Origin of the sequence: Neobacillus sp. YIM B06451, from assembly GCF_032667185.1 — a bacterium.
Lineage (GTDB): Bacteria > Bacillota > Bacilli > Bacillales > Cytobacillaceae > Bacillus_D.
The window spans coordinates 324,807-338,276 of the sequence record NZ_JAVFKJ010000002.1 but is presented as its reverse complement, the minus strand read 5'-3'; the positions used below and the strand labels follow the sequence as shown (position 1 = coordinate 338,276).

Below are 13,470 nucleotides of genomic sequence, written 5' to 3'. Positions count from 1 at the left end.
TGTTTGGACATAGACTCTAAAATTCATAGCCTCTAATTCCAAAGCAGTTCCTTTTCATTATTTTGCAGAGTGAAACCACCCATCGATTGCCGAAGGACTGGCAAGCTGAACATAAGCTTAAACGGAAGGGGAAACCTAAGGTCTGGTTTTAAAAAGAAATACTATATACCTGGTGAAAATATCAAAAGATTGATTGACTCCAACGAAGGCTGTATTGCTACCAACAGAATTACAGTGGACGGGTGCAAAGTTGGTTTTATGTACCGAGATGAGCCTTACCAAAATGGTAATCCGGATAGTGGCTGGAGATTCATGGCGGGTGATGAAAGTGACGAGTATATGGATAACCCTGAAAACCATGCGGTCTATAAACTTAACACTATTTGCAATTTCGACAGAGACATAATTCCGCTGCTGAACTCAGCTCCAGGGGACTGCTTATATTCGTGATGAAAATGGGGAACTGGTCCTTGATGATGAGTGGGAAAGAACAGAAGAATAATTTATGAGAACAAGCCGCCGATTTAGGCGGTTTTTCTATGCCTTGTACAGTAGCAGCCGCTATCAAAAGATCAGGTTTCTTACCTTAAAAATAAGAGGATATACCCGCTGTTTATAGAATAATTCAATGAAGAAACAATTAATGCACACATTGAAAAATCATTAGGAGAACGTGCGATGCTCACACTTTATATCACCAGACACGGGGAAACTGTGTGGAATACGGAAAGAAGGATGCAGGGGTGGCTGGACTCTGCTCTAACGGAAAATGGCATTGGGAATGCAGTCTCTTTAAGCGAGAGACTAAGAGATATAGAATTCCAAGCAATCTATTCAAGTTCAAGCGGGAGAACGAGGGCTACCTCTGAGCTCCTAAAGAAAAACATATATATTCCTGTAATCTACGATGATAATCTTAGGGAAATGAACCTGGGAAAATGGGAAGGCCAAACCCTTGACTCAATCCAGGGGACGTATCCAATTGAGATTGACCATTTTTGGAACGCTCCCGAGCGGTTTAAGCCTGTGGGTGGAGAAACCTTTAGTGCCGTTTACGCAAGAGCACTAATGGCCCTGGAAAGGATTAAAGCGGATAATCAAGTTGGAAATATTCTTATCGTCACTCATTCAGTAATGATAAAAACCTTGCTGTCTATTTTCAAAAACTCGCCAATTGAAAATTTGTGGGATCCGCCTTTTATACACGACACAAGCCTTACAATCGTTGAACTGGACGGAAGAGAATACAGGCTAGTGTTGGAGGGAGATATCTCTCATAAGACGCCTTTTGTAGTTTAAATCATTTTATAGGAAACAGCATGGCGCGGATAACATCCCTAAAGGACATCTTTTCGTCCTGGGAGATAATAGAAGGATTAGTACAGACAGTCGTGACATTGGTGCAATATCGATGGAAAAGGTAACAGGTACAACTAAACTTGTTTTCTATTTGAAATAAAAATCATTAATAACTTATTTCTGCGGAGGGGGTTCCAATTAAATTGTTAAAAGAAAATGGATTTGCGTTTCTCGATTTTATTAATATAAAAGAGACAAGCATAAAAGACTATAACCCCTTGGCAGGTTCCTTTGCAGTATTAATGTGCGAAGGAAAGTACCTTTTATGCTATAACACCTTACGCAGGCAATGGGAACTCCCCTCAGGGAAAAGAGAAAGTTATGAAACCCCAAAGGAATGTGCCATAAGAGAGCTACATGAAGAAACAGGACAGTATGTTACCAATCTAGAGTTCAAAGGTTTATTAAAGGTGAAAAATACATTGAACGGCAACATAAAATATAACCCCGTTTATTTTACAACAATTGAACAACTGCAACCTTTCAAAGAAAATGAAGAAACATCTGAAATAAAACTTTGGGATTTAAATGAAGAAATAGGCTACATCGATTCGGTCGATGTAAGAATTTTTGATTACCTTTGAAATTAAATAATATGGGCCTGGTGAACTAGGGATATCTAAAAGATGTAAAACTCTTTTTGCCGGAAGGGAGGGGCTCCTCTGAAAATAAGAAGGGTCTTTGTACTGCTTTTATTTTTAATTTTACTAATCGGCTGTGAGAGTGAAGAACAAGGTTTTAAGAAAGCAATCCCAGCTGATAGAATTGATTCTATCGTCCATCTCGAAGAAGTTAAGCACGGGAGAGTACTTTTTTATGTACCAAATATAAAGGGAAATCCGCCCGCTAAGGCGAGTTTTGAGGCCCTATTTATGAAAAATAACCTTTTTGGGTGGGAGCCAACCTTTGATAGGGGCGGAACATCCGGAACATTAGAGAGGAATCTATACAGTCAATACCTTCCGAAGTACAGTCCCAAATCTCCATTCCCGATGCTTTTTGGAGAAATAACGAATTCAGCAATTAAAAAGATTAAGATTGAATATGGAAATACGCCAAGTGTTATAGAGCCTAAAATAGTCACAAAAAATGAAAAAACATTCTGGTTTGTGTTTGTTGAAGAACCGGAAGAGAAAGAAACCTATATTATCAAGGGATACACAAACAGTGATGAATTAATCGAAACCATTACACAAGAATCAGATTAGCTAGCCGCACTTCAGTCAGCCTGGAGTGCGTTTTTATTTTCATGGATAAACCTTGTGTCTATTTTTCCAAGTACAAAGGCTTGTGGATAGACCGACGAATATGATGGTGACACAGGATAACAAAAAGGTATCTTTTGAGATTAATAGTCCGCCCAAAGCAATAACAAGAGAATCGATGATAAAAATCATAAACCCAACATTGATGTTAAACAACTTGGACAAAAATTGAGCCAGTAAATCTGTTCCGCCTGTGCTTGTATCAAAGCGGAGCATGATTCCTATACCCAATCCGACAAAAATCCCTCCAACAATCGAACTTAACACAGGAGGTATAAATGGAGTGTGGGAAGCTGCAAACAAATCGATAATAAACGATGAGAAGAGCATTCCATGCAAACTATTATAAAAATAACTTCTGTTAATGAACCAAGCCAATGTAAATATGGGGATGCTTAAAATAATGATTGAAAAACCCGCTTGAATCCCGGTCAAATAGTTGATAATGAGGCCAATCCCAATGATTCCGCCATCAAGCAACTCAAACGGGACAAGGAAAAAATTAATCCCGATGGACAAAAAGGAACTTCCAATAAAGATTACGACCATTTTTTTGAAAAAGAACATAATAAGCCATCTCCATTGTAGGACATGTCCATATTATATGTTCCTTCATCATAATTCTTGATCGGTTTAGAACCTACTTTCCGAAAAAAACACTTCCTGTCAGCCCCCATAGTAAATAAAATTTAAAGAATACAAGCTTCAAAGAATTTTGGCGATTTTTCCGTTTAAAGGGGTAAGCAATTGATTTTATAGTTCGTTTTGTTTGATAGGTTACGTCCTTCGATGTAAAATCAAGCAATAACCATAACGTTATAGTTTGGAGGGTTTCACTTGGGAACGAGAAATTAAAGATTGGTGAATTAGCTGAATTGACAAATGTCACCAAAAGAACCATCGATTATTATACAAACATGGGTCTTTTAAAAGCAGAACGTTCCGCTTCAAATTATCGGTATTATGATCGAAGTTCAATTGAACGAATTGAGCTTATTGAACAGCGTAAAAAACAAGGGAAGTCATTGGATGAAATAAAAAGGGAAATAATAAGCAAGTATTCTGAGGAAGTCGATATCCTTGAACTTCGGTTAAAAATTAAGCACCTGGACGAAGATGTAGCCAAGGTTATTTCCAAGCTACAGGAATTCGACGATGTTAAACCGGAGGATATAAAGAAGAGCCTATCTAAAGAAAGTATCTCTTTGATCCAATCACTGCTTGTATTGCTCAATAATACATAAGGGCAATAATGTGTGGCCTGGTTTGAGCCATAGTAAATTCAAATACATTAGGAGGTGTATGTCTTACTAACGTAAGACTGCTCGTTGACGACAATTAACTTATTTCTTATAGCTTTATTGATTGCTTTAACCGCTTTTTTCGTTGCCACCGAATTCGCGATTGTAAAAGTAAGGTCCTCTAGGATAGACCAACTCATTGCCGAAGGGAGAAAAGGTGCAACAGCGGCCAAAAGGGTAACAACCCATCTTGATGAGTATCTATCTGCCTGCCAATTGGGAATCACCATTACAGCATTGGGACTTGGATGGCTAGGGGAACCGACTGTGGAAAGAATGCTACACCCGGTTTTCGAGTATTTCCAGCTAAACGAAGCCATAACTGGGGTTTTGTCTTTTGCAATCGCCTTTGCCCTTGTAACGTTCCTGCACGTAGTGATTGGGGAACTGGCCCCTAAAACGGTAGCCATCCAAAAGGCTGAAGCAGTCACGCTGGCCTTTGCCGTACCAATCATTTGGTTCTACAAAATCATGTTTCCATTTATTTGGGCATTAAACGGCTCTGCCCGTGTCATTATTCGTTTATTTGGCTTGAAGCCGGCATCCGAAAGTGAAACCGCCCATTCAGAAGAAGAACTTAGAATTTTATTATCTGAAAGCTATAAAAGCGGTGAGATAAACAAGAATGAATTGAAGTACATGAACAATATCTTTGAGTTTGATGAAAGAGTAGCCAAAGAAGTCATGGTTCCCCGTACTGAAATTGTGACAATCTCTATTAATGATTCTTTTGAGGCCATAAAGAATATTATCCAAACAGAAAGATACACACGCTATCCTGTCGTGGATGGAGACAAGGACCACATCCTGGGTTTCATTAACGTGAAGGAATTTTTAACAGCAAACTTCACCAAGAAATTAAATCCAGAACAAATGAACCTTCATATGTTCATAAACCCTGTCATTTACGCAATTGAAACAATACCAATCCATGATTTGCTCATAAAGATGCAAAAGCAACGGACGCACATTGCAATTCTTATCGATGAATACGGCGGTACATCAGGGCTTGTCACGTTTGAGGATATTATCGAAGAAATTGTAGGAGAAATCAGGGATGAGTTTGATGAAGATGAAGTGCCCAATATTCGAAAATTAAGCGAGGACCATTACATTTTTGATGCCAAGCTTTTAATAGAAGATGTGAACAAGCTGCTGCTAACAAACTTTTCTCATGAAGATGTAGGTACCATTGGCGGCTGGTTCTTGTCTCAAGATGCCGACACAGACATTGGCAGTGAAATTGAGGCTGAAGGGTTCAAATTCAAGGTTATAGAGATGGATGGCCATCAACTTCGCTATTTAGAAGTCGTGAAAATATAAAGAATAACCAAATGGACAGCGTAAATCATCAACATTACGCTGTCTTTTTTATGTTTGGAATCTTCGACCGCTGTACATATTTGGCTACATATAGTGGTGGTGTCTTTTGGATTTAGTCCTGGAAGGATTAAGGCACCTCTTTGTTGAAATCTTTAATAAGATAAATAACATGGGGAGAAGAATAATGAGGACAACTGAATTGCCAAAAGTCTTATTAAGGGAATTGACTCTAAATGATGTAGAGGATCGATACCGATGGTGTCTTGATAAAGAAGTAACGAAACATTTAAATATGCCTGAAAAGTACCCTCCGTTCAGCAAAGAAGAAACTGAGGCTTGGATTAAAATGTGCATAAATAAAACAAACGGGTATGAACAAAAAGCAATTATGACTGAAGAAGGTAAACACATCGGTTGGATAGATTTAAAGAATATCGATAAGTTAAACAAGCACGCGGAATTAGGAATCGCATTAGGAGAAAAAAGTTATTGGGGCAAAGGATATGGGCTATCCGCGATGCATGAAATGCATCTTTGGGGATTCAATCAATTAGAGCTTAACAAGATTTGGCTCAGAGTAGAGATTGAGAATGAAAAAGCGATTAAATCTTATAAGAAAATGGGCTACGTAGAAGAAGGAATCTTAAGACAAGACAGATTAAGAAACGGCCAATTTGTGGATCGTCTAAGAATGAGTATTCTAAAACAGGAATTCTTTAGCTGAAAACTTCGTTTGTTCCTTGTGGAGCAGTTACATATTAAACTGCATTCCTGCATCGGTTGGAGGACATTCGCTAAAGGAGAGGTGTACTTAATTTAAAGAGAATCAGATTGTGAGAGGAAATAAAAATGTCTATATATAGGAAAAGCAACTTAAACCTAGTCCAATTTGATAAAAGTGATATCCCAGGTTTAATTGCATTGTCTGGGTCTGTTCGATGGGATTATGATCAATATGAAATTGCAACTGTTATGTCATCGGGAAAAATATTTGGCCATAAAAATGGTAAAGGGGAAATTGTTTCTAGTTCCGCAATTATTCCATATGATAATAAATTGGCTTCAATTGGGATGGTAATAGTTAATAAAGAATTCAGAGGACTAGGTTTGGGGAAGGATGCAACACAAAAATGCATCGACTCTGTTTCACCCGATTGTTCCATCATGTTAATTGCAACTGAAGAAGGAAAACCTCTATATGAAAAAATAGGATTTAAAACAGTCGGCCACGTTCAAAAATTTCTGTGTGATAGCTACATAACTCCTAAATCTTTAAAACCGAACAGTGTTTCCATTGTAGATTACAGTGAAAATGACTTTATTGAAGTCTTAAATTTGGATAAAGCGGCTTTTGGGGATAAAAGAAGTAACTTTCTTCATTACAGAATTAATCAATCTAAACAATGTTTAGTAGCTAAAGATACCAAAGGAAAAATTGTTGGTTATGGACTATCTATTTTAGGACCAGAGAATCTGCTGTTAGGACCTATTGTGGCACCTGACTTTCAAACAGCTGCTTTATTGCTTGATAGGTTAGCTTTTAAACATACAGGTAAATTAAGGATTGATGTGCCAACTGGTAATCAGGATTTTCTGCGCTTTTTGGAGCAATGCGGTTTTAAAAACGTTGCCACACCGCCAATCATGATGCTTAATTCTGTTAGTCTTCCAGTTAGAAACAGAAACTATTACGGAATTGCCGCTCAAATTTTTGGGTAGAACAGGATTATCAGATAGAGCCCAAAGAGGTTCTGAACGTTTACGCTATGAACCTAGTATAATCGTAATCGAAGGGGGCAATAATTATGAAAGAAGAACAATTATTTGAGCAAATGAAATTGTGGCGTAAATGGACAGTTGAATTGCTTCGTACAATTCCTGAGGAGATCGTGGACAAGATTCCGAACAGCCATAATAACAACATCCACTGGAACTTTGGACATATTTTAGTAGGCTGGGACCACACGATGTTTCCATCGGTCAATGAGGAGAGGCGACTCCCATTGTCTTATCATCTCATGTTTCCGAGAGGGAGCAAGCCGGAAGATTGGACAGAGCAGCCTCCGTCAATGGATGAATTAATCACTCTTCTGGAGGAACAGCCGAACCTTATAGAAAAAGCATGCAAGGGCCATCTCGATAAACCATTAAAAGAACCTTTCTTAGGCCTGAAAACAGTGGGAGATATGCTTGTTTTTCACATGAACCATGAGAATCTGCACATGGGAACAATAAAAAGTATGAAGCAGATTCTTTTAAAATAACTGCTTTGGTGGGTTGGTTTAAAATCACTAAGTAATATGGGGGACTTTATGAAACGATTAGTAACACTGTTAATTGGTATTGCCATTATAACTGGAGCAGGTTTTTATTATTATGAAAATGTAGATAACCATTATCATACTCTACAAGACTTTTATGATTTCCCAGTTCCCAATGATGCGACTTTGGAAAACGATAGTGTAAAAGGTAAACATTATATTTGGGAGCCATCATCAGGTACAAGTGTCCCAATTAGTTATCGCTTTGTAATTAAAAAGAACGGTTGGAAAGAAATAGACCAGGACGGCCATCTTGTTACTTATGAAAAGGGTGGGCAACGAATCAATCTAGCTCTTGCACCAGATTATATCGGTATTCTTAAAGTGTCTAATCAATAACCACGGGTTATCAAATTCAAGTTATTTTACAACAAGCTGGCAGGAATCAGTACGATAGACCGACTTATACAAAGGATAAAGAAAATAATCGAGAAAGCCAAGAAGGAAATACATAATAACTAATAACCGATACCTTGAACCTCGGGGTTTTAATTGATTTCTTTTAAGTTTTTGAAAAAGAGGTGGCTCATTGAAAAAACCAAACTTATTAGATATTGCGGCTTGGATCTCTGCAGGGGCTTTTGTCGTTATAACGGTTTTATATTCAACTAACTTTCCTGAACTATTACCCTTCTGGAGATTTTCCCTCATACTGTCTTTTACTTTAGTTGGTATAAGGAACTACAAAAACAAGAATAAGAATGGATTAATCGTGATCGTTATCTGTTTCGTTTTATATGTTTTAATGGACTTGGTTTTCGGGGTTTTTAAATAATTTCTTATTCAGCGGTGATTTGATTCAAGAAGGTTTAAGGTCTTGTTTTGTTGAATTCTCGAAATATAACAATATACGGTTATCCTCAACCAATAGAGGTGTGGATCCAGGAAGGATCAGCCGATAACGAGTACGTGAGTTAATGCTGCCATTTATGGCGGCTTTTTTGTTAATAGACTATGTTTCATCCATCCTACACCACTTTTGAAATTAGGATAAGTAAAAGTAAATTAAACACAGAGCTATACCTAAGTTGTTACTAAGCTATAATTAGAATAATCAATAAAATAATAAAAATCGCTACTTGCTAAAAACGGGTGATAATTATGTATGAAGGTAAACGCATTTTAATTATTGAAGACGATCAAGAGATTAGTAGACTACTGAGTGTAATTTTGGCAAAATCGCACATGGAACCGGTCGCAGCTTATTCGGGTACAGAAGGTTTGTTGCAGCTGCAAAATAACACGTTTGATCTAATTTTATTGGATTTGATGCTACCGGGCAAAAGTGGGGAGGAACTAATAAAAGAAATCAGAGAAAAGAGTTCTATTCCCATTATTGTCATATCAGCCAAAGTCGATATTGAGAATAAAGTAAACGTATTGAAAATGGGTGCGGATGATTACATAACCAAACCATTTCATCAGGAAGAAGTGATGGCCCGAGTCGAAGTCCAATTACGAAAGGCAAGTTCCCAACCGGTGCTGTCAGCGGAAATAGGATGGCGTGAGCTCAAAATCAATACGGAAAAACGGTCTGTAACGTTAAAAGAGAATGAGCTGCAGCTGACGAATGCTGAGTTTGATATTTTAACATTTTTCATGAACAATCCAGAGCGTGCCCTTTCGAAAAAGGAGATCTATGAAAGCATCTGGAAAGGGACGTATTACGGGGATGATAATACGATCAGCGTCCACGTCTCTAACCTCCGCAAGAAAATCTCCGAAATGACTACTGAAGAATATATTAAGACCATTTGGGGAGTAGGTTTTATGCTAATTTGAATTCTTTAAGATTTCTTTATGTTTTGCTTAAAGGATTTTAAAGGCTTCTAAGCTAAACTGGAAACAACAAGGGATTAGTGAAGGAGTCGAAAAGATGAATACCATCATTCAGACGTATCAATTGACGAAAAAGTTTAAGGATGATGAGGTCCTTAAACCTCTTGATTTCTCGGTAAAAAAAGGGGAAATCTGTGCGCTAATTGGAAAAAATGGCGCAGGCAAATCAACGTTATTCAAAATTCTTGCAGGCCAATTATTCCCGACAACTGGGGAGATTCAGCTCTTTGAGAAATCTGGTAAAGAGAGCGAGAATGAGAAAAAAAGAATGGGTTTTATGATTGAAACACCTGCATTTTTCCCGGACTTTACCGCAGTTCAAAACCTGGAATATTTCCGGATTCAACGGGGTGTCATTGAAAAGAAACGGATTTATGAAGTCCTGGAAATTGTCGGTCTGGCAAATGAAAAGAAAAAACGATTTAAAGATTATTCCATGGGGATGAAGCAGCGATTAGGTATAGCCCTTTGTCTCTTAAGCAACCCCGATTGTTTAGTTCTTGATGAGCCCATCAATGGGTTGGATGTCGAGGGGATTATGGAAATCCGCAGATTATTGTTGAAGCTCAATCAGGAAAAAAATATAACGATAGTAATTTCCAGTCATATTTTAACGGAATTGAAATTGTTAGCGACTCGTTTTGTTTTTATCAAAAATGGTGTAATCGTTGATGATTTAAGCAAGGAGGCTCTGGAAGAGAAGAGCAGGAAACAAATTCTCCTAACGGTGGATGATTCAGTGAAAGCAGCACAATTATTAGAAAGAGCCTATGCAGATATCCAGTTCAAAGTCCTTCCAAATCATGCCATCACGATCCAAAATCATGTAGAGAGCAGTGGAGCTATCAATCGCCTTTTAGTTGATAATGGTGTGATGGTGAAGGAGTTTCGCATCGAAGCTCTGAATCTAGAGGAATACTTCTTAGGATTAGTGGAGGGGAATAAAAATGATTAATTATCTGAAAAGCGAAAGTTATCGTCTGCTGCGTAAAAAAGGGCCGCATCTAACAGGTGTAATATGTTTATTTCTGATTGCCGCTGCAGCCGCCGTCCTTTATTTTTCTGGTCAGTCTGATCCGAATTTTCGTTACGCGACCAGTAAATTTTTCTATTCAAATGTGGTTGGTAGCGGATTAATGATTATAATCGTAGGGCTAATCTATAATTCATTTCTCACTGGAAAAGATCTGACTCTGATGAAGCAATCGATTTCTTTCGGTATTTCTCGAAATACTATCTTCTGGTCTAAGTTAATCCTGACGTTAAGTTATTTTCTGCTGATCTGTGTCGTTGGGATAATTTTTATGGCTGTATTAGGTGAGAATATATTTGCTGGGGATAATCAGGCGATAAGAAATTTTCTGCTAGCGTGTGTCAATATGGCACCAATTGTCCTAAGCGGATTTTTCCTAACTCATACGTTGAAGATGCTTAGGGTTGGAGATGTTTACATTATTATCGTGGTGTTCTTTATTTTTGGACTTTCCGGGAACATGCTGCGGGTTTTCCGTCCGATTTCAGGCTTAAACGAGTTATATAAATATGCACCGCATTCATTGTTAAAGGATAACTTAATGAGTTTCTTGGATGACGCAGTCCAATTCGATTACAAATATTGGGTTGTGGGTATCGGCATTTCCGTAATTTCTTTACTCATTGGAGCAAAAAAGTTCGCAACTAAAAACATCGATTGATGGTGAAGGGATGATTGAAAGTGGGCAGCTGGCTGATTATACTGATTTTGGTTTTCCTGTTGATTGTTGCCGTCTGCATGCTTCTGCTTTTCCATTGGGATGTCAAAAGGATGACAAAGCAATTAGAGGAAATCAGTGAAAATTTCGGGACAAATGAATTAGTTCGTACAAATACCCATAATAAAAACTTGGCCCGATTTGCTGCGGAAATCAACCAGCTGATTCACTTATTCAAAGAGAACCAGCAGTCCGTCGAGAGAAGAGAAATGGAACTAAAGCAAGAAATCACAAATATCTCCCATGATTTACGAACGCCTTTAACATCGATTAAAGGATTTTCAGAGCTATTAACAGACCCATCTATATCTGAAGTAGAAAGGAAAGAGTTTTTAGAAATTATTCAGAAGAAAATCGATAATCTTACTATGATTGTAGATTTGTTTTATGAACTCTCTCAACTCGATTCCTCGGACAAGAAATTGACCATTGAAAAACAGTTTCTAGATCAAATTGTTGTGGAAACGATGCTAATGTTCTATGAAGATTTTGAGAAAGAGCAGCTAGAGGTACAAATGGATGAAGGTCCTGTACCCGCTGTTCTTGCTGACAACAAAGCAACCGTACGGATTGTAACCAACATTATTCAAAATGCTTTAACATATGCCAAAAGTTATTTGAAAATTAGCTTCGTAGAGGAAGAAGACTATATTTGGCTAAGGGCAGTAAATGATGTTGAGAACATGAATGCTGCGAAACTCCAAGAGATATTTAATAGGACATTCAGGCTGGATTCTAGTCGAACGGGTACTCATCTTGGATTAGGGCTTCATATCGTTCAGCAACTTGTTACCCAGCAAGGAGGAAAAGCGGTTGCTAATGTCCATGAAAATGAATTTATTTTAGAAGTATCGTTTAGAAAGTGGGATTAGGTAGGTTTTGATAAGCAGGTTTTAACTTAGTCGCTTTAGTCCACGAAGGATTAAGGCCTTTTTAATGAAAATGGGCTCCGGCTGTTTGCAGGAATCGTTGTTGGACATATCCATGACAAAAGGTGTGATTTTAGCCTTTTGATTGTCAGATACCCGAGCTTATTCTGATGAAATACATAATAACTAACCTAACTAGAAGGAGTTGAGGTTTTGAAAAGGTTGGTCATTATTACAGTAGGTAAAACCCATTCCGGAAAAACTACATTTGCAAGGGCCTTAGAAAAACAGTTACATAACTCTTTTGTAATGGACCAGGATAACCACGCTGAATTTATTAATACTTTTTATAAAAATCTACAGCCAAAGCAAGGACCTAATACTCTTAAGCATTCTCTTTCAAAGCTTATTGTCGATTATGCCAAAGAAAATACGGATTTTCACCTGATTCTTTGTAACTCAAATCGAAGTCGAAAAGGACGATACTACTTGCTTGAAGAGTTGTTTGCTAGTGAACAGTTTATTCGAATCTTGGTTCATTTCGATATTCCTGATGTTGTTCTGCATGAACGAGTGATTAATAGCCAAAGAAGTACGAATATATTCCGGGGGGCATATTCAAATTTCGAGGAAGTTCTGGTTAGACAACAAATTGAATCTTTAAATGATGATGTTGTTGATCCAATAGAAGGTGATGCAGACCATTTATTTGTAATAAAAGATAACGAAAATGTTAGTCAGGTTATAAATAAAATTGTTCAAATTGCTGAAAGGTCACACTCGGTAAAATAAGTCGGTAAAAAAATTTGTTTAATTTCCCTTATGAGGAGAGTAAAAAAAAGCATATAGCGGAGGGGATATCTTATTGATACTTTGATTTTGCTTGTAGTTATCTTCATCTTAATACTGCTTAATGTTACTTTTGTTATATGTTTCAAAAAAGGAAAATTAAGTCTATATGTATCGGGCACCATTATAATTATACTCGCACCAGTCATTGGATTATCCAGTGGCGCATTATTCCTTCACTTTTATGACTGGAGTTCCGGGGGGACAGGAGAAGGAGCCGGCTATGGCGGTGCTATTTTGGGTCTTTTAACTTTAGCGAATGGAATTCTTATTCTCATAATTGGATTCATACGATCAATTGTCATGTGCGTGAAAAAAGAATATTGAAAGTTGTCACTGGATTAAAAGTGGAAGAAGCAGGTTAGGTTTGTGGGAGACAAATAAAGATTAAGTTTCCAAGATTTTTAAATAATTTCTTTTTGAAAGGGTGCGATGACCAAGGAAGGAAATCCGCCTTTTTTTGTTGAAATTATTACCAGGACGGTTTTGCTCAATATGAGTAAACCTCTTTACGAACCCAGTTTAGTTTATTGGGCTTGCTAAAAGTAAAGTGCATACCATTTAATCAGTTTACAAGCAGTTGATAAACAGAA

At 37.6% G+C, this 13,470-nt stretch carries 17 protein-coding genes and 1 pseudogene; 17 read left to right on the top strand and 1 reads right to left on the bottom strand.

Annotated elements, in window-relative coordinates:
- Positions 1–69: 69 nt before the first annotated feature.
- From RB160_RS24110 to RB160_RS06185, 5 genes and pseudogenes are all read left to right on the top strand, one after another.
- A complete protein-coding gene (locus RB160_RS24110) occupies positions 70–450 on the top strand; it encodes a DUF2185 domain-containing protein (RefSeq protein WP_483870176.1) in 381 nt (126 codons plus the stop codon).
- A 228-nt stretch (positions 451–678) separates the two neighbouring features.
- Positions 679–1,299, top strand: coding sequence for a histidine phosphatase family protein (locus RB160_RS06200; protein WP_316569361.1), 621 nt, complete (start codon positions 679–681; stop codon positions 1,297–1,299).
- Positions 1,300–1,321: 22 nt separating this feature from the next.
- Positions 1,322–1,459 (top strand): annotated as a pseudogene (gene lepB, locus RB160_RS06195) (signal peptidase I); the annotation flags it as partial.
- 43 nt (positions 1,460–1,502) lie between these two features.
- On the top strand, positions 1,503–1,943 hold the full coding sequence (locus RB160_RS06190; protein ID WP_316569360.1) for an NUDIX domain-containing protein: 441 nt from the start codon (positions 1,503–1,505) through the stop codon (positions 1,941–1,943).
- A gap of 288 nt (positions 1,944–2,231) precedes the next feature.
- A complete protein-coding gene (locus RB160_RS06185; RefSeq protein ID WP_316569359.1) occupies positions 2,232–2,567 on the top strand; it encodes a hypothetical protein in 336 nt (111 codons plus the stop codon).
- 39 nt (positions 2,568–2,606) lie between these two features.
- Here RB160_RS06185 and RB160_RS06180 read toward each other — a convergent pair whose 3' ends face one another.
- A complete protein-coding gene (locus RB160_RS06180) occupies positions 2,607–3,191 on the bottom strand; it encodes a YitT family protein (protein WP_316569358.1) in 585 nt (194 codons plus the stop codon).
- A 251-nt stretch (positions 3,192–3,442) separates the two neighbouring features.
- Between RB160_RS06180 and RB160_RS06175 the strand changes: the two genes are divergently transcribed.
- The 12 genes from RB160_RS06175 (at position 3,443) to RB160_RS06120 (ending at position 12,820) form a co-directional block, all read left to right on the top strand.
- Positions 3,443–3,868: a MerR family transcriptional regulator gene (locus RB160_RS06175; protein ID WP_316569598.1), complete on the top strand. Its 426-nt coding sequence runs from the start codon at positions 3,443–3,445 to the stop codon at positions 3,866–3,868.
- 84 nt (positions 3,869–3,952) lie between these two features.
- Positions 3,953–5,248 carry a hemolysin family protein gene (locus tag RB160_RS06170; protein WP_316569357.1) on the top strand — a complete coding sequence of 432 codons (1,296 nt, stop codon included), beginning with the start codon at positions 3,953–3,955 and terminating at the stop codon, positions 5,246–5,248.
- A gap of 184 nt (positions 5,249–5,432) precedes the next feature.
- Positions 5,433–5,972, top strand: coding sequence for a GNAT family N-acetyltransferase (locus RB160_RS06165; RefSeq protein WP_316569356.1), 540 nt, complete (start codon positions 5,433–5,435; stop codon positions 5,970–5,972).
- Between the two features lie 125 nt (positions 5,973–6,097).
- Positions 6,098–6,967, top strand: a complete 870-nt coding sequence (locus RB160_RS06160; protein ID WP_316569355.1) for a GNAT family N-acetyltransferase — start codon at positions 6,098–6,100, stop codon at positions 6,965–6,967.
- A gap of 86 nt (positions 6,968–7,053) precedes the next feature.
- Positions 7,054–7,512: a DinB family protein gene (locus tag RB160_RS06155; protein WP_316569354.1), complete on the top strand. Its 459-nt coding sequence runs from the start codon at positions 7,054–7,056 to the stop codon at positions 7,510–7,512.
- Positions 7,513–7,560: 48 nt separating this feature from the next.
- Positions 7,561–7,908, top strand: a complete 348-nt coding sequence (locus RB160_RS06150; RefSeq protein WP_316569353.1) for a hypothetical protein — start codon at positions 7,561–7,563, stop codon at positions 7,906–7,908.
- Positions 7,909–8,098: 190 nt separating this feature from the next.
- Positions 8,099–8,344 carry a hypothetical protein gene (locus tag RB160_RS06145; RefSeq protein ID WP_316569352.1) on the top strand — a complete coding sequence of 82 codons (246 nt, stop codon included), beginning with the start codon at positions 8,099–8,101 and terminating at the stop codon, positions 8,342–8,344.
- A 326-nt stretch (positions 8,345–8,670) separates the two neighbouring features.
- Positions 8,671–9,351 (top strand): response regulator transcription factor, encoded by a 681-nt coding sequence (locus tag RB160_RS06140; protein ID WP_316569351.1) that lies wholly within the window; start codon positions 8,671–8,673, stop codon positions 9,349–9,351.
- Positions 9,352–9,445: 94 nt separating this feature from the next.
- Positions 9,446–10,363, top strand: coding sequence for an ATP-binding cassette domain-containing protein (locus RB160_RS06135; RefSeq protein WP_316569350.1), 918 nt, complete (start codon positions 9,446–9,448; stop codon positions 10,361–10,363).
- The gene (locus RB160_RS06130) at positions 10,356–11,102 is read left to right on the top strand and encodes an ABC transporter permease (RefSeq protein ID WP_316569348.1); all 747 of its coding nucleotides are present in this window, start codon (positions 10,356–10,358) and stop codon (positions 11,100–11,102) included. The genes RB160_RS06135 and RB160_RS06130 overlap by 8 nt, the downstream gene beginning before the upstream one ends.
- Positions 11,103–11,122: 20 nt before the next feature.
- Positions 11,123–12,031 carry a sensor histidine kinase gene (locus RB160_RS06125; RefSeq protein WP_316569346.1) on the top strand — a complete coding sequence of 303 codons (909 nt, stop codon included), beginning with the start codon at positions 11,123–11,125 and terminating at the stop codon, positions 12,029–12,031.
- Between the two features lie 210 nt (positions 12,032–12,241).
- A complete protein-coding gene (locus RB160_RS06120) occupies positions 12,242–12,820 on the top strand; it encodes an AAA family ATPase (protein ID WP_316569345.1) in 579 nt (192 codons plus the stop codon).
- Positions 12,821–13,470 lie beyond the last annotated feature (650 nt).